Annotated in this window: 21 protein-coding genes; 7 read left to right on the top strand and 14 right to left on the bottom strand. The window is 65.6% G+C overall.

Translation table 11 applies throughout. From position 1 onward, the window contains the following. Positions 1–49: 49 nt before the first annotated feature. From KHF85_RS18165 to KHF85_RS18155, 3 genes are all read right to left on the bottom strand, one after another. Positions 50–643: a VUT family protein gene (locus KHF85_RS18165; protein ID WP_284567742.1), complete on the bottom strand. Its 594-nt coding sequence runs from the start codon at positions 641–643 to the stop codon at positions 50–52. A gap of 108 nt (positions 644–751) precedes the next feature. Next, positions 752–1,942, bottom strand: a complete 1,191-nt coding sequence (locus KHF85_RS18160; RefSeq protein ID WP_284567741.1) for a glycerophosphodiester phosphodiesterase — start codon at positions 1,940–1,942, stop codon at positions 752–754. A gap of 41 nt (positions 1,943–1,983) precedes the next feature. Continuing rightward, positions 1,984–4,281 carry a TonB-dependent receptor gene (locus KHF85_RS18155; protein WP_284567740.1) on the bottom strand — a complete coding sequence of 766 codons (2,298 nt, stop codon included), beginning with the start codon at positions 4,279–4,281 and terminating at the stop codon, positions 1,984–1,986. 501 nt (positions 4,282–4,782) lie between these two features. Between KHF85_RS18155 and KHF85_RS18150 the strand changes: the two genes are divergently transcribed. Then, positions 4,783–6,651: a S53 family peptidase gene (locus tag KHF85_RS18150; protein ID WP_284567739.1), complete on the top strand. Its 1,869-nt coding sequence runs from the start codon at positions 4,783–4,785 to the stop codon at positions 6,649–6,651. A 104-nt stretch (positions 6,652–6,755) separates the two neighbouring features. Here the strand turns inward: KHF85_RS18150 and KHF85_RS18145 are convergent, their stop codons facing one another. Then, entirely contained in the window at positions 6,756–7,736 is a 981-nt protein-coding gene (locus KHF85_RS18145; protein WP_284567738.1) for a mitochondrial fission ELM1 family protein, read from the bottom strand. A 132-nt stretch (positions 7,737–7,868) separates the two neighbouring features. On the opposite strand from KHF85_RS18145, the gene KHF85_RS18140 reads away from it, so the two are divergent. Further along, positions 7,869–8,459: a malonic semialdehyde reductase gene (locus tag KHF85_RS18140; RefSeq protein ID WP_284567737.1), complete on the top strand. Its 591-nt coding sequence runs from the start codon at positions 7,869–7,871 to the stop codon at positions 8,457–8,459. A gap of 92 nt (positions 8,460–8,551) precedes the next feature. Further along, the gene (locus KHF85_RS18135; RefSeq protein WP_284569596.1) at positions 8,552–9,187 is read left to right on the top strand and encodes a YceI family protein; all 636 of its coding nucleotides are present in this window, start codon (positions 8,552–8,554) and stop codon (positions 9,185–9,187) included. Between the two features lie 128 nt (positions 9,188–9,315). On the opposite strand, the gene KHF85_RS18130 is transcribed toward KHF85_RS18135, so the two are convergent. The 9 genes from KHF85_RS18130 to KHF85_RS18090 all read right to left on the bottom strand — a co-directional run bounded on the left by KHF85_RS18130 (position 9,316) and on the right by KHF85_RS18090 (position 14,352). Next, on the bottom strand, positions 9,316–9,762 hold the full coding sequence (locus tag KHF85_RS18130; protein WP_284567736.1) for a hypothetical protein: 447 nt from the start codon (positions 9,760–9,762) through the stop codon (positions 9,316–9,318). A gap of 24 nt (positions 9,763–9,786) precedes the next feature. Continuing rightward, a complete protein-coding gene (locus tag KHF85_RS18125; protein WP_284567735.1) occupies positions 9,787–10,044 on the bottom strand; it encodes a hypothetical protein in 258 nt (85 codons plus the stop codon). A 10-nt stretch (positions 10,045–10,054) separates the two neighbouring features. Next, on the bottom strand, positions 10,055–10,459 hold the full coding sequence (locus tag KHF85_RS18120) for a hypothetical protein (RefSeq protein ID WP_284567734.1): 405 nt from the start codon (positions 10,457–10,459) through the stop codon (positions 10,055–10,057). 24 nt (positions 10,460–10,483) lie between these two features. Continuing rightward, entirely contained in the window at positions 10,484–10,774 is a 291-nt protein-coding gene (locus tag KHF85_RS18115; RefSeq protein ID WP_284567733.1) for a hypothetical protein, read from the bottom strand. Positions 10,775–10,808: 34 nt separating this feature from the next. After that, a complete protein-coding gene (locus KHF85_RS18110) occupies positions 10,809–11,042 on the bottom strand; it encodes a hypothetical protein (RefSeq protein ID WP_284567732.1) in 234 nt (77 codons plus the stop codon). Positions 11,043–11,051: 9 nt separating this feature from the next. Beyond that, positions 11,052–11,321: a hypothetical protein gene (locus KHF85_RS18105; RefSeq protein ID WP_284567731.1), complete on the bottom strand. Its 270-nt coding sequence runs from the start codon at positions 11,319–11,321 to the stop codon at positions 11,052–11,054. 270 nt (positions 11,322–11,591) lie between these two features. Further along, positions 11,592–11,978: an STAS domain-containing protein gene (locus tag KHF85_RS18100; RefSeq protein WP_284567730.1), complete on the bottom strand. Its 387-nt coding sequence runs from the start codon at positions 11,976–11,978 to the stop codon at positions 11,592–11,594. Continuing rightward, complete coding sequence (locus tag KHF85_RS18095; protein WP_284567729.1) at positions 11,975–12,415, bottom strand: ATP-binding protein; 441 nt, start codon at positions 12,413–12,415, stop codon at positions 11,975–11,977. Before KHF85_RS18095 ends, KHF85_RS18100 begins: the two co-directional genes overlap by 4 nt. Beyond that, positions 12,412–14,352, bottom strand: a complete 1,941-nt coding sequence (locus tag KHF85_RS18090; protein WP_284569595.1) for a SpoIIE family protein phosphatase — start codon at positions 14,350–14,352, stop codon at positions 12,412–12,414. Before KHF85_RS18090 ends, KHF85_RS18095 begins: the two co-directional genes overlap by 4 nt. 234 nt (positions 14,353–14,586) lie before the next feature. On the opposite strand from KHF85_RS18090, the gene aceE reads away from it, so the two are divergent. After that, positions 14,587–17,277: a pyruvate dehydrogenase (acetyl-transferring), homodimeric type gene (gene aceE / locus KHF85_RS18085; RefSeq protein ID WP_284567728.1), complete on the top strand. Its 2,691-nt coding sequence runs from the start codon at positions 14,587–14,589 to the stop codon at positions 17,275–17,277. Between the two features lie 152 nt (positions 17,278–17,429). Next, the gene (locus KHF85_RS18080) at positions 17,430–17,828 is read left to right on the top strand and encodes a DUF3010 family protein (RefSeq protein ID WP_284567727.1); all 399 of its coding nucleotides are present in this window, start codon (positions 17,430–17,432) and stop codon (positions 17,826–17,828) included. 85 nt (positions 17,829–17,913) lie between these two features. Here KHF85_RS18080 and KHF85_RS18075 read toward each other — a convergent pair whose 3' ends face one another. After that, the gene (locus tag KHF85_RS18075; protein ID WP_009597007.1) at positions 17,914–18,870 is read right to left on the bottom strand and encodes an IS30 family transposase; all 957 of its coding nucleotides are present in this window, start codon (positions 18,868–18,870) and stop codon (positions 17,914–17,916) included. A 125-nt stretch (positions 18,871–18,995) separates the two neighbouring features. On the opposite strand from KHF85_RS18075, the gene KHF85_RS18070 reads away from it, so the two are divergent. After that, complete coding sequence (locus KHF85_RS18070) at positions 18,996–19,946, top strand: protein kinase domain-containing protein (RefSeq protein ID WP_284567726.1); 951 nt, start codon at positions 18,996–18,998, stop codon at positions 19,944–19,946. Between the two features lie 113 nt (positions 19,947–20,059). Beyond that, entirely contained in the window at positions 20,060–21,016 is a 957-nt protein-coding gene (locus KHF85_RS18065) for an IS30 family transposase (protein ID WP_009597007.1), read from the top strand. Positions 21,017–21,113: the final 97 nt, after the last annotated feature.

Genomic DNA, 21,113 nt, shown 5'->3' with positions numbered 1-21,113 from the left:
CGCCGGGGGCCTGATTCCATGGCGGCCGCCAAGCGGATCGCGGTTCGCCCTAACGCTGCGGCGCGCGCGTGGCCGATGCATCGTCGGCGGCCGACGGGGCGGTCCGCCACAGCAGTGCGCGGAACGGTGCCAGCAGGAACACGCCGATGCCCAGTTTCACCGCCAGGTCGCCTGCGGCCCAACTGATCCATGGGAGCGCCGAACCGGCGAAGGCGACCGACCAGAAGAGCGTCGTGTCCAGCGTCGCGCTGCAGGTGGTGGCGACGATCGGCGCGCGCCACCAGCGGCCGTGGCGCAGGCGGTCGAACACCGCGATGTCCAGCAGCTGCGCGGCGATGAACGCCAGGCACGAAGCGGCGGCGATGCGCGGGGTGGCGATCCAGATCGACAGCAGCACCGCCAGCGCGAAGCCGCACCAGGCCACGCGCCGCGCCGCGCGCGGGCCGAAGCGGCGATTGATCAGGTTGCTGACCAGGAACGCCACTGGATAGCTGAAGGCGCCCCAGGTCAGCCAGTCGTTGATCGGGAACTGCACCAGCACGTTCGACAGCAGCACCACCGCGCCCATCGCCAGCACCGCCAGCAGCAGGGCGCGCGGGGTCAGCGCGGCGAACGCGGGCGATGGCGAGGAGAGCGGCGGCATTGGGCGGTTGCGCGGCAGGCGAGGCGGCGCATTATCGCGATGCGGCGGCGCTGCGGCCAGCAGCAGGGCACGCTGGCCGCGACGCCGTTGCTGCCTGTAGGAGCGGCTTCAGCCGCGACCGGGCTTCACCAGGAAGATCCGGTCGCGGCTGAAGCCGCTCCTACAGCGGGCAAGTCGCCGAGGGAATACCCTCAGCGCGCGCGGCGGCGCCGTCCCATCCACCGCCGCGCGGCCCAGCGCCGGGGCGTCGGTGAAGAAGGCATCCACGCCCGCGGCAATGAACGCGCGCATCTCGGCGATGCTGCCGGCCGCATTCACCGCGGCCGGGCCGTGCGCGTCCTGCAGTTGCTTGGGCAGGAAGTAGTTCTCCGGGCGGAACGTATACGGCACCACCTGCAGCCCGGCCGCATGCGCATCGGCGATGAAGGCGGTGGGCGCGGCCAGCGCGCCGTCGGCATCGACCGGGATGATGGTGCGCAGGTTGGGGCTGACCAGTTGCGCGTACTTGGCAATCGCGCGCAGGCCCTGCGCGCTGCCCATCTGCGCATAGGTCGGGCCATCGCGCAGCTGGTCGCCCGGGCGGTCCTTGGGGTCGCCCAGCAACTGCACCAGGCGCACGTTCGGATGGTCCTTGCCGAGCTTGCGGTGCAGGGACTGCAGGTTGCCGATCTCGAACGACTGCACGATCACCGGTGCGCTGCGCGTGTACGCATGCGCGTCCAGCGTGGCCAGCACCTTGTCTTCCATCGCCAGGCCCAGCGACTGGAAATAGGTGCCGTGCTTGATCTCCGGGATCAGCCCGATCGGGCGCCCGCGCGTGGCCGACTCGGCCGCGGCGAAATCGATGATCTCGTCGAAGGTGAGCAACTGGAACTGGCCGTCGAAGGCGGTGCTGCGCAGTTGCGGCAGGCGCTCGCGCGCGCGCAGCGTCTTCAGCTCGGCCAGAGTGAAGTCTTCGGTGAACCAGCCTTCCACGCGCTGCCCATCGATCTGCTTGACCGTCTTGCGCGCGGCGAACTCCGGGTGCGCGGCGACATCGGTGGTGGCGCCGATCTCGTTCTCGTGGCGCGCCAGCAGCGCGCCGTCCTTGGTCGAGACCAGATCCGGCTCGATGAAATCGGCGCCGTCGGCGATGGCCTTGGCATACGACGCCAGCGTGTGCTCGGGGCGCAGCGCGCTGGCGCCGCGGTGACCGATCACCAGCGGCTTGCGCGTACCCGGTGCCGCGGCCTCGGCCGCGGCGGTCAGCGACGACAGCGCCATCGAACATCCCAGCACCCAGACCAGGGGGTTCATCATCGCATGCGCTCCGCAGCGGCGTCGGGCCAGGATGCGCGCGTTCAGAAGCGTGCGTCCAGGGTCAGGAACACCTGCCGCGGCGCGCTGGCATGGAACGCCAGCGAACGCCCGTTCGGATCGCTGTTGCCGAACGCGGAGAGGTTGGAGGCGTAGCGCTTGTCGGTGAGGTTGGTCACGTTGAGCGACAGCTTCAGGTCCTGCAGGAACGATACCGCGCCGAAGTCGTAACCGGTGCCGGCGTCGAATGCGGTGTAGCCGCCGAAGCCCTGGTCGTTGGTGTAGGTGTAGTAGCGCTGGCCGGTGTACTTGCCGCGCAGGTTCGCGTTCCAGCCGTTGTAGGTCCAGCTGATCTCGCTGGTGAACATGCGCTTGGGCGTGTCCACCGTGTACTTGCCGGCGGTGGGAATGGTCACGCCGTTCTGCACGTAGTTGTCGTCGTAGGTGGAGCGGTTGATCGACGCCGAGTTGTACCACTGCAGGTGCGCGATCGGCTTCCAGATGACGGTCAGCTCGCCGCCGCGGCTGCTGACCGAGCCGACGTTGAAGAAGCGCGTGGTGCACGCCGGCGTGGTGCCCTGCTGGATGCTCGCGCAGGGATTGAGCGAGAGCAGGCGGTTGTCGAAGGTGACGTCATAGCCGACCAGCGAGGCTTCGAACTGGTCGCGCACCAGGCGGTAGCCGGCTTCGAAGGTCTTCGACTTCTCCGGCTCCAGCGCGCCGACGCTGGCATCGAACGAGGCCTGGGTGACCAGCAGCGGGCCGCCGGCGCCGCCGCCCTGGAACGCGGCGATGTTCTCGGCATAGGAGGCGAACACTTCCTGCCCTTCGGCCAGGCGATAGCGCACGCCGGCCTGCGGCAGCAGCGCCTCGCTTGCCTTCAGCGTGCCGTTGGCCACCGGCGATTCCACCGCGATCCCCGGCGTCTCGCGCGCAGTCATCGTGGTGTGCGGGCTCTTCGCGCCCACGTCCAGGGTCAGGCGCTCGTCGAGCAGCTTGAAGGTGCCCTGCACATAAGCCTGCTTGGTGGTGATCGTGTAGTCCTGCGAGAACAGCCGGCGGTCCGGGCCGCTGAGGAACAGGTCGTCGTCGATCGGGCCGTCGATCCAGTAGAAGTTGCGCTCCACGTGGTGCTTGTTGCGCTCGTACCACACGCCGGCTTCCAGGTGGTGCGGGCCCAGGTCCCAGCCCAGCGAGGCGATGCCGCCGGTGCGGTTGATGGTGTAGTTGGTGCTGCGGATCGAGATCGGCAGCGCCTGCGGCGTGCCCGGATTGGACGCCTGGCCCGGCGACCACCAGTGGCCCTGGCCTTCGTTCTCGTGGTGATAGACCTGGGTGTGCACGCTCACCGCATCCGACGGCTGGAAGTCGCCGGCGAGGTAGTACAGGTCGTCGTTGCGCAGCGCGCGGCTCTGGTAGTACGCGTCGTCGGTGTTGTCCACGCCGCCGCTATAGGCGCAGCGGCTGGCATTGCGGGTGGCCGGCGCGCAGTAGGCGGCCGCCAGCGCGCGCTGCCAGTCCGGCGCGTACAGGTTCCAGTCCCAGCCCAGGCCGCGGTGCAGGCCGCTCTTGGACAGGTAGGCGTAGTCGGCCTGCGAGGTGCGCGAGGTATCGACGAAGGCGGTGATCTTGCCGCCTTCGAACTGGTACACGCCCTTGCCGTTGAACTGCGCGGTGCTGGTCGGCGACTTCGGGTCGGCCCACATGTCGGCGCTGGCGTAGATACCGGACAGGTACGCCGAGAAGCCGTTGTGCTCGCCGGTGTCCAGGCGCAGGTAGGTGCGGCGGTTCTGGTCCGAGCCGACCGTCTGCGACAGGCGCACGCCGGTTTCGGTGGACGGATCGTCCGAGAAGTACTGCACGGTGCCGCCGAGGTTGCTGGTGGAGGCGGTGCCCAGGCTGCCGATGCCCGAGGCCAGTTCCACGCCGCCGAAGTTCTCGGCGATCAGCGCGCGGCTGATGTTCAGCCCGTTGTAGTTGCCGTAGGCGTTGTCGCCCAGCGGCAGGCCGTCGAGCGTATAGCCCAGGCGCGTGCCGTTGAAGCCGCGCAGGCTCACCGTCTGCGATTCCTCGTTGGCGCCGAACGCGTCGTTGGACTGCACGTTGACGCCGGGAATGCGGTTGAGCAGTTTCTGGATGCTGGTGCCCGGCGGCAGCACCGCCACGTCCTGGCGGGCGATGCGCTGCACCTGGCGGGTCTCGCCCTGTCCGATCACCGAGACCGTGTCGAGTTGGCGGGCGTCGCCGGTCGTGCTGTCGGCCGGGGCGTCTGCCGCGTGCGCCGCCAGCGGCGACAACAACGTGGCCAGGATCGCGGCGCTCAGCAAGTGATGGGTAGGCATGCATGAAAAATTCGCTAAAGGAGGTCGGGCGAAGATGCGACAGCCAGGTTGCAGGATCGCGTCACCCATGTTGCGGTTGTCATGCAGCACAGACACAGGCGACACATTTGCCAGGCCGGCAACGGTGCGCCTGATGCGGTCCAGCGCTGCAGGGGCGCGGCTTCCATGAAAATAAACGGCCGCAAAACAGAAAGTGGGATGATTGACGGATGAATATTTGAACGTCGCCGTTTCCCGCTGAAAAAATTCGCATCGCCGCCGCTTTTTTCGCAAGTGCACATGGATTTCGACGGTGCCCAAGAAACATTGCCGATGCATTTTTTGCAGGATCGAAAATGCGCTACAGCGTCAAAGTTTTCGATGCGTGGCATCGTGAATGATGGCGACCCATCTCATGATCTGGCTTTGCACGCGTGACGCTGCGCATTTTTGTTCCCATGTGACGCCGCCTGCAATGACTTGCAGGCGGCGCCTTGTCGTTCCACCAACGGAGAGAGATGCATGATCGATCGTAGTCGCCGCCAGCCGTTGCTGGCCGCCGTGTTGTCAGGGTGCGCGCTCATGTTCGGCAATGCCCATGCCGCACAGGACGCCACGCTCGCCGCCATGTCCGCCACGTTGCGCACCGCACCCGTCACCTTCAACGTGCACCTGCCGTTGCGCGACCAGGCCGGCCTGGATGCCTTGCTGGCGGACATCCAGGATCCGGTGTCGCCGCAGTACCACCATTGGCTGTCGCGCGCCGAGTTCGAGCGCCGCTTCGCGCCGCTGCCTGCCCAGGTCGAACGCGTGCGCTCGGCGTTGCAGGCCGCGCACATGGCGGTCACCCAGCAGGGCGCGACCCTGCACGTGAGCGCCAGCGCCGACAATGTCGAGCGGCTGTTCTCCGCGCCGTTGGCGGTGGATCTGCACGAAGGCGCCAACGCCAGGCTCGCCGTGGCCGGTGCGCTGCAGCTGCCGGCGGCATTGCGCGACAGTGGCGCCGTGGTCACCGGCCTGACCGGTGGATTGCTGCCCTACCAGGTGAATTCGCACCTGCTGCCGGTCGATCCGGACAACCGCAGGGGACCCAACGGCGCCTATACGTACAACGATCTCAAGCAGGCCTACGGCTATCCGTCCTACCAGACGATGATCGGCCCGCCCGGCCAGCAGCGCCGCCTGGACGGGACCGGCACCACGATCGCGGTCCTGATTGCCAGCGACGTGCTGGATTCGGACGTTGACGCGCTGTTCAATAAAGAAAATTTCAGCCGCTATGGCGCCGGTCACGTCAACCCGAAACTGTACGCCCGCCGCTACGTGGCGGGTGCCAAGCCGGGGATCAACGAGGCCGTGGGAGGCGAAGCGGCGCTGGACGTGGAGATGGCGCTGGCCGGCGCGCCGGGCGCGCACGTGCTGCTGTATGTGATCCCCGACCTGACCGATGCATCGATCGTCGCAGGCTACGGGCAGATCGTGCAGGACAACGAGGCCGACGTGGTCAGTTCCTCGTTCGGCGGCTGCGAGCTGTACCACACCAAGGCCTACAACGGCGGCGAGGATTTCACCTCGTTCTTCAGCGCGCTGGATGTGATCTTCAAGCAGGGCAACGCGCAAGGCATCACCTTCATCGCCGGGAGCGGCGACAACGCCGGCCTCGGCTGTGCGGATACGCACTATGCGCAAGGCGAGGACGGCAACTTCGTCGCCGGCGTCCAGTTTCCGGCGATGGATGCGAATGTGACCGCGGTCGGCGGCACCAATCTGTCCACCAACTACCAAAAGGGATCGCTGGATTCCAGCTACCGGTCCGAGAGCGCCTATGCCGATCCGCTGGTGACCATGGACTACTACGGCTTAGGCGGACAATTGGCCGGTGGCTACTTCGGGGCCGGCGGCGGGGTGAGCACCTTGATCCAGCGGCCGGCCTATCAGTTGCGTGCGCTGGGGGGGACCGCCATGTCGATGCGTGCATTGCCTGATGTCGGCATGCTGGTCGGCGGTTGCCCCGAGAAGGAGGCAAAACAGCCGTGCGGGCAAGGCAGGGCGCCTTTCGCCAGTTCGGTGTCGGTGGTGTACAAGGGCGAGTTCCATTCGGCGATCGGCACCAGCGTCGCGGCGCCCGAGTTCGCGAGCGTGGCCGCGCTGCTGGTGGAGAAGCAGGGGCGCCAGGGCAATCTCAATGAGTATCTGTATCGGCTGGCGGCCAGTAACCCGCAGGCGTTCCATCGCGATATCCCGGGCAACAACGGCGTGGTCGGCAACGGCGTGCCGATCAGCGGCAAGTACAACTACACGACCGGTCTCGGCACGCCGATCGTGCGTTTGCTGATCGGCGCGCTGGACGCGGCGCCGGCCGGGATACCGCGCTCTCCCAGCAACCCTTGATCTAGCGGGAAGGCAAGCACGGGGCGGTATGCGTGCCAACGCCGGCACGCATACCGCCCCGCTGCATTTGCGCCGCCGCCGCCCGCAGCGCAGGCGGCCTTGCTTCAGTCACTGGCGTCCAGCTGCAGGCGCTCTCGGATGCGCATGGCGATGCGTGCGGTTTCGCGCAGCGGTTCGATCGTGCCAGCAACGGCGCCATGCACGTCCGTTGCATCGGCGAGGCGGCCACGCGCGTGCAGCGCCGCATGGAAGTCGCGTGCGCGGCCATGCGCCGTCAGCGGCATCGCCACCGTCACCGGCACCCGCGTGGCACAGGCTTCCGAGAGCAGGTTCACCGAATCGGGCGTGCACACGATGCGCTCGGCCCAGCCGAGCAGGCCGGCGTAGGGGTTCGCGCCGTCGCCTTCGCCGCACCAGACCACGCCTGGCACACCGGCAAAGGCGTCACGCAGCGCGGCGGCCACCGCTGGCGGCGTCCGTCGCGACGTGCTGGCGAGCACGCTGCCGCCGGTGTCGCGCAGCTGTGTCGCCAATTGTCTGAACACCGCCGCCGCCGCCTCGGCCGTCCACGGCGCCAGCGCGGCGGGGCCGCCGACCAGCAGCGCGGTACGCGGCGACGGCAATGCGCCGAACCGCGGGAACGCCGCGCGCGCAGCGCCCAGCCAGGCATCGTCGATCGGATGCAGGCTGCCGAGCAGGGTGAGCACGTTGTCGCCCCGCAGCCGATCGTGTTCGGGCACCACGACCAGGTCCCAGTGCCGCGGCGACAGGCGTGGATCCAGCACTTGCACCACCGTGCTGCCACGTGCGCGCAGCAGCCGCGTCGCCAGCGCCGCCTGGCGGCCGCAGCCGATCGCCAGCGCCGGTGGGCGACGCAGCAGTTCGGCGAAGCCGGCGCCATAGGCCTGCGCCGCGCCGGGCAACCGCCGCGGTGCCAGCCAGCGCCAGGGCATGTGCGGTTGCAGCACCAGTGCCGGGGCGGGCGACACTGCAGGTGCGGACAGCGCCGCGGCGAGCGCCTCCGCCTGGCGCGCGTTGCCGGCGCGGCCGTCGCTAATCGCCCAGGGCGCGCCCGATCGTTTCACGTTTGGTAGTAATCCGTTGCATTGCGGCTGGGTGTTGCGGCTATCGTGCCACTCTACACTGGCCGTCTTGCACCGAAACCGCCCACCATGGGCTGGCATCGGCCTTCCCCCGACGACAAAAGGTACTTCCGCATGTCCGACGTTCTGCACGATGCCGCCCTGGATCAACTGTTCCGTACCGCCCGCAGCCAGAACGCCTTCCGCGACACCCCTGTCGGCGAAGACACCGTGCGCGCCCTGTACGAATTGCTGAAGTGGGGTCCGACCGCGGCCAACGGCAGCCCGGCGCGCTTCGTGTTCGTGACCTCGGCCGCGGGCAAGGAGAAGCTCAAGCCGGCGCTGTCCGAAGGCAACCTGGCCAAGACCCTGGCCGCGCCGGTGACGGTCATCGTCGCCCACGACGAGGACTTCCACGAGAAGCTGCCGTACCTGTTCCCGCATGCCGATGCCAAGAGCTGGTTCGACGGCCCGCGCGAAGGCCGCAGCGAATCGGCATTCCGCAGCGGCAGCTTGCAGGGCGCCTACCTGATCCTGGCCGCGCGTGCGCTGGGCCTGGATGCCGGCCCGATGTCCGGCTTCGACAACGCCAAGGTCGATGCGGCCTTCTTCGCCGGCACCGCGGTCAAGTCCAACTTCCTGGTCAACCTGGGCTACGGCGATCCCGCCGGCCTGTTCCCGCGCCTGCCGCGGCTGAGTTTCGACGAGGCCGCGCGCATCGAGTGAGTCTCGCCGCGTCTGGTCCGCCCGTGTCCCCCCGCATGCCGGCGCCTGCCGCTGGCGTGTCCAACCGCCCCATCACCCCGGAGTTCCTGCTCATGACCAAGACCCGCAAACTGCTGCTCCCGCTCGCCCTGGCCCTGGCCGTCGTCGTCGCCCAGCCCGCCACCAGCGCCTTCGCCGCGCCGGTTGCCGCTGCCGCCGCGGTCAAAGGCACCACCGGCACCTACAAGCTGGACCCGGCGCATACCGACGTGCTGGTGCAGTGGAGCCACTTAGGCTTCTCCAACCCCAGCGCGCATTTCGGTGACGTCGACGGCACCCTGGTCTACAACGCCGAGAACGTGGCCAAGTCCAGCGTCGAGGTGACCCTGCCGCTGTCGGGCCTCAACAGCTTCACCGCCAAGTTCGACGAGCACCTGAAGAGCGCAGACTTCTTCGATGCCGCCAAGTTCCCGACCGCCACCTTCAAGAGCACCAAGGTGACCGCCGCCGGCGCCAACAAGCTGAGCGTGGCCGGCGACCTGACCATCAAGGGCACGACCAAGCCGGTGGTGCTGGCGGTGACCCTCAACGGCGCCGGTCCGCACCCGATGAAGAAGGTGCCGGCACTGGGCTTCGATGCCACCACCACGATCAAGCGCAGCGACTTCGGCCTGGGCGCATACGTGCCGAACGTCAGCGACGAGGTCAGGATCCGCATCACCACCGAGGCGCTGCAGGAGGCGAAGTAAGCCTGACGGCGGTCGCGGCGATGGCGGCGCCTGATGCGTCGCCGTCCGCCGCATTGAATACCGAACGCCCGCCATCCGGCGGGCGTTCGCGTTTCGGGCCGGTTGTCTTGCGCTGCGACGGCGGCCGCTTACATCGCCTGTTCGATCGACAGTGCGTAGACCTGCACGCCGTAGCGGGTAAAGGTGGCGGTGGTGTCGCTGCCGATGTTCATCTCCTCCAGCGGCATGCCCTGCGCGTCGGCGAGGGTCAGCCGGTAGATCGGCCCGAAGCGCGTGGTGATGTCGGTGGGGCTGATCTTCACCCGGTAGGTGCCGTTGCCCTTGAGCGCGAGCGGCTCGGAGAGCTGCCCGGGAATCAGCTGCAGGTCGGTCGACAGCTGCCGTAGGTCGCCGAGCACCTGCACGGCGAAGGTCTGCGTTTCGGGGAGGGCGCGGCCGAGAGGCGCCGCCGCCTGTGTCGCTCTGGCATCGGTGGCCGCGGTCGCCGCAGCCGCGGCAGGGACAATCGCCGCGATTGCGGTGGCAGCGGTGCCGAGCAGGAAGTTGCGGCGGCTGTCGTTCGTCTGGGTTGTCATCGCGATCCACCTGGAGTTTGCGCGTCAGCCCTGGCCAGGGCCGGGGTTGGGAGTGAAGCAGGAGCCTTTGTTATTGCAGTTGGTGTTGCTGCCCAATGCGCAGTCTTTCGTATTGGTGCATGCGGGATGTGTACCGTTGCAGACCTCATTGGTGGCGAGCGTGCCGAAGCGCCGTGCGGCCAGTGCTTCGACGGCGGCAGCGCTGGATGGGTTTGATCCATCGAACAGCACGTCTCCATGCTTGCCGATTGAGATCTTGTCCGGATCTATGCGGAATGGCATGGGACGTATCTCACGTGCTGGCCAAGGTGGAAAGCGGACAGCCGAGCGTGCGTTCGGATAGGTCGGAAAATCCGCTCATCCAGCGACGCAGCTTGTCGTTTTCGATGTCGATGGTGCCGTCGGCGTGGAGTTGTCCGAGGTCGTTGCGATCATCGTTCAGTGCAACCGTGCACTTGCCGATCTTGCCATTGGCACGGATCATCAGCGAGTTCGGTTTTGCCGCATAGCAGATATATCCATCCAGATGCTCTTCCGACATTGGGCGTTCGTCGTTTTTGCAGCAATCGACGCAGGAAGTAATGTAGGCGATCGCTTCAAGGTAGCGGTCGCGCGGCAAGATCTTTTCCCCGATCGTGCCGCCCGCGCTCAGATTGGAAACCTTGTGGAAGTAAACAGAAAACCGTGGGTCGCTCAATAGCTCGCGATGCAGGCTGGAATACTACAGGCGCCGTACCGATTCGATGTTGTCCTGATGCAGGTGCAGGCGCAGCGAGATAGCGAAATTTGCCGATAGCGACCGGTAGGCGATGAGGTTCGACCATAGTTTCTCGAACGTGGCGCCTTTGTTGGCGGTGATCCGTGTCTTGTCGTGCCATTCCGCGTCACCGTCCAGCGTGATCTGGAACTCGCGGTGCTGGAGTTCAGTAAACCTCTGCAGCAGAGCCGGCTCGAGCAGGTAGCCATTGGTGGTAAAGCCGGCGCTGAACGCGACGCCGTGTCGTGCGCACACTGCGTTTGCGTGTTGGCCGATATCCAGGACAACATCACGCGCCAGGAGTGGTTCCCCCCCCGAACCAGGAGATGTTGAGCCGATCCAGGTGAGGGACGCGATTCGTGATCAACGCCTTGATGCCGCGGACCACGCTCGGTTGCATACGTCCTATTGCAAAGTCTTCATAGCAATAGGTACAGCGGAAATTGCATTTTTCGGTCGGCAGCAGGATGAGGGACAGGATGCGCGGAGAAAGCGCTTCGGCGATGGTGGATTCGCTCAGCATCGTGCTGTCTCAACCGTTCGGCGAAGGCTGGCCGCCGGTTCTACAAGCGCCGACATTGGACGCCTTGGAGCAGTCGCCGGTGTTGTTGCAGGTGTAATTCGTGGAAGAGCAGGTGCCGGAGTTGGCGCACGTTCCGGCATTTTCGCTCATGGGGCGGATGGCCCCGGCTGTCGCTGAAGCGATCGCCGCAGCGCGCAATCGATGGTTGGCGAAGTTGAGCGATCCGTCCGGGTTCAGGGTGATGCCGCGGGGATCGATCTGGTGAAATGCCTTATCCATGTGCAAGCAGCCTGTCGAGATCCGTCGATGGGTGTTCAGATTTGTAAAATACAAATCGTGTTTTTTTGTGATAAAAATCACAAATATGCGGCGTGTCTACGGCCCGCATCTGTGCGCCGGTAGGGAGTTGGGATGGCACTTGGCCCCTTGGCCCCATGCCGGCTTTCGTCGAACTTGCGCATTATCCGCGCGCGCCGATTCGCAGGCGATCTCAGTAAACGCGTTGCCGTCCGGCGCTTGGAAATCGCGCAGCGCGTCTTCCAGCAGCTGTCAGCCGCCGTCGCCGTCCTCCAGCACCCGCCGCTGCATCTCGTCCAGGTAGTCGTCCAGTTCCTGCACCGAGGTGAAGATCTCGTTCAACGGTACCGCCTTGACCACGTCGAACACCTTGCGGATCTGCGGCTGCGGGTTGACCACCAGCACCCGGCCGTCGCGCGTGGCCAGCACCTTGCGCGCCTTGAAGATCGAGCGGATGCCGGCGCTGCTGATGTAGTCCAGGTTCGACAGGTCCAGCACCAGGGTGGTGATCTGGGTGGCCAGCAGCGGCGCCAGCGCCTCGTCCAGGGCCTGGTAGGTATGCGTGTCCAGGCGCCCGCTGAGGGTGATGCGCTGGCGCCGGTCCTGCGTGGGGTCGATCTGCAGGCTCAACGTGGTCATGCGGGGAACTCCTGGGGGATGGGGTCGAAGGGCTGCAGCAGGGTGATGCGCACGATGTTGCGGCCGGCATCGTGCCGGTAATCGATGTGGTCGGCGAGCTGCCGCACCAGGTGCAGGCCGAGGCCGCCGATCGGGCGCTGCGCGATGTCCGCGTCCAGGTCCGGAGGCGGCGCCGCGCGCAGGTCGAAGGCCGGGCCGCTGTCGTGGAATTCCAGCACCAGCGCGCCGCTGTCCACCTGCAACAGCACTTCCACCGGCGGCTGTTCGCTGCGCAGGTGGCCGTGCTCGAGCGTGTTGCAGGCCAGTTCCTCCAAGATCAGCCGCGCCCGGTTCACGTGATCCAGGACCACGCCGTGGCGTAGCAGCGCGGCCTCCAGCGTGTCGCTCAGCTGCGCCAGCGTGTCCAGTGCCGGCACCATCTGCAACCGCAGCTTCATGTGTTTCCCTCCCGCGTCGGATCCTGGCGCAACCGGATCGCCAGCAAGGTAATGTCGTCGGACTGCGGTGCGGCGGCGGTGAACGCATGGACCTCGGCCAGCACCCGCGCGCACTGCGCCTGGGCATCGATGCCGGCTTCCAGCGCGGACAGCAGCCGCTCGGGGCCGTAGGCCTGCTCATGCGCGTCCATCGCCTCGGTGATGCCGTCGGTATAACTCAGCAGCGTGGCGCCGGCGGCCAGGCGCCCGCGCACCACGGGGTAGCGCGTCTGCGGCTCGATCCCCAGCGGCGGCCCCGATTCCACCGCCAGCAACTGCGCGTGGCCGTCGGCGCCGAGCAGCACCGGCGGTTCGTGGCCGGCGCTGGACAGCCAGTAGTCGCCGCTGTGCACGTCGATCAGGCCGCACAGCACGGTGGCGAACATGCAGGTGTCGTTGCCCTCGACCATGCGCTGCGAGGCCGCGATCAGGATCGCGTCCGGCTGGGTGTGGCGGCGCGCGGCCACTTCCAGCACGGTCATCGCCCGCGCCATGAACAGCGCCGCCGGCACGCCCTTGTCGGATACGTCGCCCACCACGAACCACAGCAGCCCCGGCTCGGTCTCGAAGAACTGGTAGAAATCGCCGCCGACCATCGTCGCCGGTTCCAGCAGCGCGTAGGTTTCCAGGTGCTTGTGCGCGCTGTCGAAGGTGCGCCCGCCGGGCAGCATCGCCTGCTGGATGTCGCGCGCGATCGACAGCTCGCTCTGCATCCGCTGCCGCGCCTGCGCCAGCGCGGCGATCTCCTCCAGCTGCAGCTTGATCGAGCCGCGCGCGCGGTCGAAAGCGCGCGCCATCACCCCCACCTCGTCCTGCCGCTCCACATGCCGCAGCGGGTAGTCGAACTCGCCCTGGCTGAAATGCCCGGCCGAGTTGGTCAGGTCCTCGATCGGCCGCGCCAGCCGCGCGGTGTAGCGGTGCAGCAGCCACAGCCACAGCAGCAGCGCAGTGCCGCCGCCCAGCCCCACCCACAGCGCGATGCGGTTGAGCCCGGCCACGATGTAGCGTTCGGACACGCTCAGCGCGAAGGTCCAGCCGGTGTCGCCGACCGCCGCGCTCTGGGTCAGGTAGCGCTCGCCGTTGGGCGCGGTATGGGCGAAGCGCACCGGCACGTGCGTGGCCACCGCCGCGGCCAGCGGCGACAGGTCCGGCCGCGCGCGCGCCACGTGCGCTTCCAGGGTGCGGCGGAAGCGCAGTGCCGGATCCGGGTGCAGCACGAACAGCCCGTCCGGCGACAGCAGCATCGGCTGCAGCCCGGCGTTGGCCGGCAGCTCGGCGACGATCGCCTGCAGCCGCTTCACCGGCACGTCCACGCTGACCATGCCGATCGCGCGCGCCTGCGCGCCGTCGCCGGGCAGGCGCAGCGGCAGGTTGTAGGTGGTGAGGTAGTCGCCACCGGTGGAGGCGTCGCTATACGGCTCGGACCACCAAGGCGCCGACGCCGCCAGCGTGCGCTGGTACCAGGGCATGGTCCGGTAGTCGTAGCCCAGCGCATCGGCCGGCTGCTCGGTCACGCGGCCGTTGGCGCGGCGCAGATGCCAGGCGAAGCCGCGGTCGTCGCCCTTCAGCGTGCCCGGCTCGATCACCAGCAGCGCCCCGGCGATGTCCGGATCGCCCTCCAGGGTGGCGTGCAGCAGGCTGCGCAGGTTGAACGGCTGGCGCCCGACCGCGGACGCGCCGGCAACCAGCGTGCGCCCGCTCACCTGCACCGAGCCCAGCGTCGCATCCAGGCTGCGCGCGGTCTGCAGGGCCAGCCCGGCCACCTCGTCGCGCGCGTTGCGCAGCACCACCTGGCGCGCGCCCAGGTAGAACAGCAGCGCCAGGCCCGCCACCAGCGCCACCTGGATCAAGCTGCCCCACAGCACCAGCCGCGTGCGCAGGCTGTGCCGCCAGGCCACCGCGGAAGCGTCCTGCACTGAAGATAGGGCGGCGATGGCGGCGCTCCGCGGGAGTCGGCCCCGATCATAAGCGCAGCCGCGCCCCGCCGCGCATCCGGGGCGCGCGGTCCCGGGCCATATGACAGTCCGCTCCATACGCTGGCGTACGAGGTCCGGCGGGGGCGGTTGCGCTACACTTGGGGGCTACAAAAAACACAAGCAATCGCGCGCGTGCGTGCGACCTACGGGAGCGCTATGAACTGGTTGAACGAGGTGCTGCAGAACGATCCGAACCCCACTGAGACCCAGGAGTGGATCGAATCGCTCAAGGCCGTCATCGATGTCGCAGGCCCCGAGCGCGCGCATCAGCTGCTGGAGGACATGGTCGAACTGACCCGCCGCTCCGGCGCCTACCTGCCGTTCTCGCCGACCACCGAGTACGTCAACACCATCGCGCCCGCCAACGAGGCCAAGAGCCCGGGCGATGCGGCCATCGAGTGGAAGATCCGCTCGATCATCCGCTGGAACGCCATGGCCACCGTGGTCCGCGCCAACCGCAAGCCCGGCGACCTGGGCGGCCACATCGCCTCCTTCGCCTCGGCCGCCACCCTGTACGACGTGGGCTTCAACCACTTCTGGCGCGCCCCGTCCGACAAGCACCCCGGCGACCTGCTCTACATCCAGGGCCACAGCGCCCCGGGCATCTACGCCCGCGCCTTCCTCGAAGGCCGCATCAACGAGACCCAACTCGACCATTTCCGCATGGAAGTGGACGGCCAGGGCATCTCCTCCTACCCGCACCCGTGGCTGATGCCGGACTTCTGGCAGACCCCCACCGTGTCGATGGGCCTGGGCCCGCTCAGCGCCATCTACCAGGCGCAGTTCATGAAGTACCTGGAGCACCGCGGCCTCATCGAGAAGTCCGACCGCAAGGTGTGGTGCTTCATCGGCGACGGCGAGAGCGACGAGCCGGAAACCCTGGGCGCCATCGCCCTGGCCGGCCGCGAAGGCCTGGATAACCTGATCTTCGTGGTGAACTGCAACCTGCAGCGCCTGGACGGCCCGGTGCGCGGCAACGGCAAGATCATCCAGGAACTGGAAGGCGTGTTCCGCGGCGGCGGCTGGAACGTCATCAAGCTGCTGTGGGGCGGCTACTGGGACGCGCTGCTGGCGCGCGACACCGACGGCGTGCTGCGCAAGCTGATGATGGAAACCGTCGACGGCGAATACCAGAACTGCAAGGCCTTCGGTGGCGCCTACACCCGCGCCAACTTCTTCGGCAAATACCCGGAGACCGCGGCCATGGTCGCCGGCCTGTCCGACGACGACATCTGGCGCCTGAACCGCGGCGGCCACGACCCGCACAAGGTCTACGCCGCCTACCACCAGGCGGTGAACACCAAGGGCATGCCCACCGTGATCCTGGCCAAGACCGTCAAGGGCTACGGCATGGGCTCCTCGGGCGAATCGCTCAACCCCACCCACCAGACCAAGAAGCTGGACGACGACGCCGTGCGCGCGTTCCGCGACCGCTTCAACATCCCGCTCAGCGACAAGCAGCTGGCCGACGCCGAGCAGGTGCCGTTCTACCACCCCGGCCCGGACTCGCCGGAAGTGCAGTACCTGCAGGAGCGCCGCGCCGCGCTCGGCGGCTACCTGCCGCAGCGCCGCCGCAAGGCCGACCAGTCCTTCACCGTGCCCGGCCTGGACAAGTACGACCGCCTGCTCAAGTCCAGCGGCGAGCGCAGCTACTCCACCACCATGGCCTTCGTGCAGAGCCTCAACATCGCCCTGCGCGACAAGGACCTGGGCCCGCGCATCGTGCCCATCGTGGCCGACGAAGCGCGCACCTTCGGTATGGAAGGCATGTTCCGCCAGATCGGCATCTACGCCCCGTTCGGCCAGAAGTACAAGCCGGTGGACGCCGACCAGCTGATGTTCTACCGCGAGGACCAGTCCGGCCAGGTGCTGCAGCAGGGCATCAGCGAACCGGGCGCGATTTCCTCGTGGCTGGCCGCCGGCACCAGCTACTCGGTCAGCAACGTGCCGATGCTGCCGTTCTACATCTACTACTCCATGTTCGGCTTCCAGCGCGTGGGCGACATCGCCTGGCAGGCGGCGGACATGCGCACCCGCGGCTTCCTGCTCGGCGGCACCGCCGGCCGCACCACGTTGAATGGCGAAGGCCTGCAGCACGAAGACGGCTTCAGCCAGGTCATCGCCGGCTCCATCCCCAACGTGCGCAGCTACGACCCCACCTTCGGCTTCGAAGTCACCGTGGTCATGCAGTACGGCATGAAGCGGATGATGCAAGAGCAGGTGGACGAGTACTACTACATCACCCTGATGAACGAAAACTACACCCACCCGGAAATGCCGGCCGGTGCAGAAGACGGCATCATCAAGGGCATGTACCTGCTGCAGGACGCCGGCAAGCCCAAGAAGGGCGAACTGCGCGTGCAGCTGCTGGGCTCGGGCACCATCCTGCGCGAAGCCATCGCCGCGGCGGAGCTGCTGGACAAGGACTTCGGCGTCACCGCCGACATCTGGTCCTGCCCCAGCTTCAACGAACTGCGCCGCGACGGCTTCGACGCCGAGCGCTGGAACCGCCTGCATCCGGAAGGCGAGCAGCGCAAGCCGTACGTGACCCAGCTGCTGGAAGGGCGCCAGGGCCCGGTGGTTGCGGCTACGGACTACGTGCGTGCCTTTGCCGACCAGATCCGTGCGTTCGTGCCGGCGCATTACACCGTGCTGGGTACGGATGGCTTCGGTCGGAGTGATACCCGCGCCAACCTGCGGCGGTTCTTCGAGGTTGATCGGTACTACATCGCGCATGCCGCGATTGCGGCGCTGGCGAAGGATGGGAAGATGACTGGGAAGGATGTGGCTCGGGCGATCAAGCAGTACAAGATTGATGCGGAGAAGTCTAATCCGGTTGGGGTTTGAAGTTCAGCGGAACTGTTTTGCTTCATTGAGTATCTGGTATAGAAAGGGGGCGTGGTGCCCCCTTTCTTTGGAGCCCAAGGAGTTTAGGCTACAGTCGATCGATGTGCCTAATGGAAGGATGCGTGCATCCATGGGTACACAGGGAGGTTAAGATGAGTATCTGCGGAGTAACTATCGCTTCTAATGAGGCAACCTTTGTTTGGGCCGATCCCAACACGGGTGTCTTTGTCTCGGGTGTCAAGATATCGCTGAACGATCCTTACAGCCGGGCTGACACGCAGCGAACCATGGAGCTAATTCGTCAGTACCTAATTGATCGCCAAACAGAGATCGTTGTCGTCAAGAAGGCCTCAACTTCAGGGCGTTTCTCAGCTGCGCCTGCCGCCTTCAAGCTCGAGACGATTATCGCTCTAGCTTCTCCGGGGGAAGTAGTTTTTAAATCAGCTCAGACAGTTTCTGCCTTCTCAAAAAAAGTGAAGATTGACTCGTCCTCCGTGCCGCACAAGTATCAACGAGATGCACATCTCACGGCACTCTCCGGAGTTATGTAGTGCTCCCGCGGCCTGTCCAAGACAAGCTTCTGGACCTAGCAGGCACCTATGTTATCGACGGGAGGGAAGATAAAGGGGGGCGGATTCAACTCCGATTCGCAACGCTGTTGAGGACCTCCTCGGAGAAGACTTCGAGGGGCGTTTTGAATCCGAGTATCTTGCGCGGACGATTGTAGAGTCGCTGTTCGATCCATCGCAGGTGCGCATCGGTGATGGTGCTGAAATCGATGTGTCGTGGCAAGTACTGGCGCGTCAATCCGTTGGCATTTTCGTTGCTGCCTCGCTGCCATGCGCAGTACGGATCTGCAAAATAGAAGTCGCTCTGCAAGCAGGCGGCAATGAGCCGATGATCGGCGAATTCCTTGCCGTTGTCGGCGGTGAGGGTGTGCACCGTGTGGCCTAGGCCGCCCAGGCGCTGGACGATGGCGTTGCGCACGTTCTCGGCGGTGCCGTCAGGCGAGTAAGCCAGCAGATGCAGGCGACTGCGGCGTTCGGTCATGCTGACCACCACGGCCTTTCCGTGTGAGGCCCGGAGGGTATCCAGCTCCCAGTCGCCGATGCGGCTTCGCTGCTCCACCACGCTGGGGCGCTGTGTCCAGCTGCGCCGATGTGTCAGCTGTCCGCGGCCATCGCGCACGCCCCGCCGACGGCGCTTGCGGCGGCGCTTGCGTAGATGCGTGAACAACTGGCCACCGCGCTTGTGGTCAGCGTAGATGTGCCGATAGATCCATTCGTGACTGGCCAGGCCGGTGCGACCGGCAATCTGTTCCGGGCTGAAGTCCTCGCTCAGCAGGACCTCGATCTGTGCGATGCGCTCAGCGTCGATGCGTGGACGCCGGCTGGCCTGCGTGCGCCGATGCTCGCTGATGCGCTGTGCGTGATCTGGCAGATAGTGCCGAGCGTGCTGATTGCGGCGCAGTTCGCGGCTGATCGTGCTGGGCGCGCGCTCCAACGCATCGGCGATGGCCCGCATCGACATCCCGGTTTCATATAACGCATGCAAACGGTATCGTTCGGCCTGGTCCAGGCGGCTGGATGACATGGGCAACTCCACTTGGCGGTGAAGTCGCTCAAGTCAGGTCGCCGGGCCACTTCACAACCGTTGGTGTTGCGAATCGGAGTTGAAGCCGCCGGGCTAATGGATGGCTCTTTTACGCTACGAATAAAGTGACAGGCGTAAAAGTTGCTATAAAATTCTACTACTGGGGAAGTGAGCCTGATCTTCATTCTGAGCCGAGGTCGCTTGCGCAGTTCAATTCTCCTTATGTGGTTCCTATCCTCTCTGCAGATCTCATCAGGGAGGGCTGGGCTTGTTTCATCAGTCCACGATTCCCTGGAGATCTTGAAGGGATGATTCTTCGCGGGAGGATCTCAACTCATTTTGCCCTAGACGTAGGGATCAACGTTCTTTCCGGGCTGGGCGGATTACACGCTTCCTCACTTGTTCATCGAGATGTAAAGCCGGCCAACATCTTTTTGAATGCGGACGGTGTGGCTGCAATTGGGGATCTGGGTTCAGTGGCCACTTTGCAGGACGAGACTGGAGATGTTCCTTCGTCAAGACACTCTGTGCTCTATAGGCCTCCGGAATCATTCTTGACCGGTAGATTCGATCCCAGAGGTGACATCTACCAACTTGGAGTTACTCTATACGAAGCATTTGGCGCAGAACTTCCGAAAGATGCAGTGGAATGGATGTCCCAAAAGGAACTTGGAGCTTACCAGGAGCTGGAGTCCGACTTTGATCGGAGTGCCTTCGAAGATGGAGTGATGCGCGCGGTCATTACTGGCAGAAAACTCATAAGGCTCGAGAGACTTCCCTACTTTGTATCCCGGAAGACGCGTAATGCCATTGCACTAATGACATCCAAGGACCCTGTGGAGAGGCCAAAATCTGTAGCGGATGCGATGGCGCTACTGGTGGATGCGCGCCGGCAATCCATTGATTGGACGCCTACCGCTTATGGGGCAATTGGAGATTTCGTTGGAGGGTCTGCCAGGGTTCTGGCAGATGGTCGCGTTGAAGTCGATCGTGGCCGTGGTTTGCGACGGGACAGGACTTTGGAGGGTTTGGATGCAATGAAGAGTGTGGCAAAAGTGAATAGTCGTCTTGCATAATGTGTGGGCAAAAGAATAGGTCCGGCGGCTTCAACTCCGATTCGCAACACCAACGGTTGTGAAGTGGCCCGGCGACCTGACTTGAGCGACTTCACCGCCAAGTGGAGTTGCCCATGTCATCCAGCCGCCTGGACCAGGCCGAACGATACCGTTTGCATGCGTTATATGAAACCGGGATGTCGATGCGGGCCATCGCCGATGCGTTGGAGCGCGCGCCCAGCACGATCAGCCGCGAACTGCGCCGCAATCAGCACGCTCGGCACTATCTGCCAGATCACGCACAGCGCATCAGCGAGCATCGGCGCACGCAGGCCAGCCGGCGTCCACGCATCGACGCTGAGCGCATCGCACAGATCGAGGTCCTGCTGAGCGAGGACTTCAGCCCGGAACAGATTGCCGGTCGCACCGGCCTGGCCAGTCACGAATGGATCTATCGGCACATCTACGCTGACCACAAGCGCGGTGGCCAGTTGTTCACGCATCTACGCAAGCGCCGCCGCAAGCGCCGTCGGCGGGGCGTGCGCGATGGCCGCGGACAGCTGACACATCGGCGCAGCTGGACACAGCGCCCCAGCGTGGTGGAGCAGCGAAGCCGCATCGGCGACTGGGAGCTGGATACCCTCCGGGCCTCACACGGAAAGGCCGTGGTGGTCAGCATGACCGAACGCCGCAGTCGCCTGCATCTGCTGGCTTACTCGCCTGACGGCACCGCCGAGAACGTGCGCAACGCCATCGTCCAGCGCCTGGGCGGCCTAGGCCACACGGTGCACACCCTCACCGCCGACAACGGCAAGGAATTCGCCGATCATCGGCTCATTGCCGCCTGCTTGCAGAGCGACTTCTATTTTGCAGATCCGTACTGCGCATGGCAGCGAGGCAGCAACGAAAATGCCAACGGATTGACGCGCCAGTACTTGCCACGACACATCGATTTCAGCACCATCACCGATGCGCACCTGCGATGGATCGAACAGCGACTCTACAATCGTCCGCGCAAGATACTCGGATTCAAAACGCCCCTCGAAGTCTTCTCCGAGGAGGTCCTCAACAGCGTTGCGAATCGGAGTTGAATCCGCCGTCCTAAAATTCTGCGGCGATACCGAAGCTTATCGTCTAACCTATCTATGGCCTTCAGAGTGTGGTTCCCTTCAGCTCTGTCATGGTCGC

The sequence above is a fragment of the Xanthomonas graminis pv. graminis genome, from assembly GCF_030168915.1.
In the GTDB taxonomy this organism is placed as follows: domain Bacteria; phylum Pseudomonadota; class Gammaproteobacteria; order Xanthomonadales; family Xanthomonadaceae; genus Xanthomonas_A; species Xanthomonas_A translucens.
Note: the sequence above shows the minus strand (reverse complement) of the source record. Positions and strands in the feature narration are given on the sequence as shown.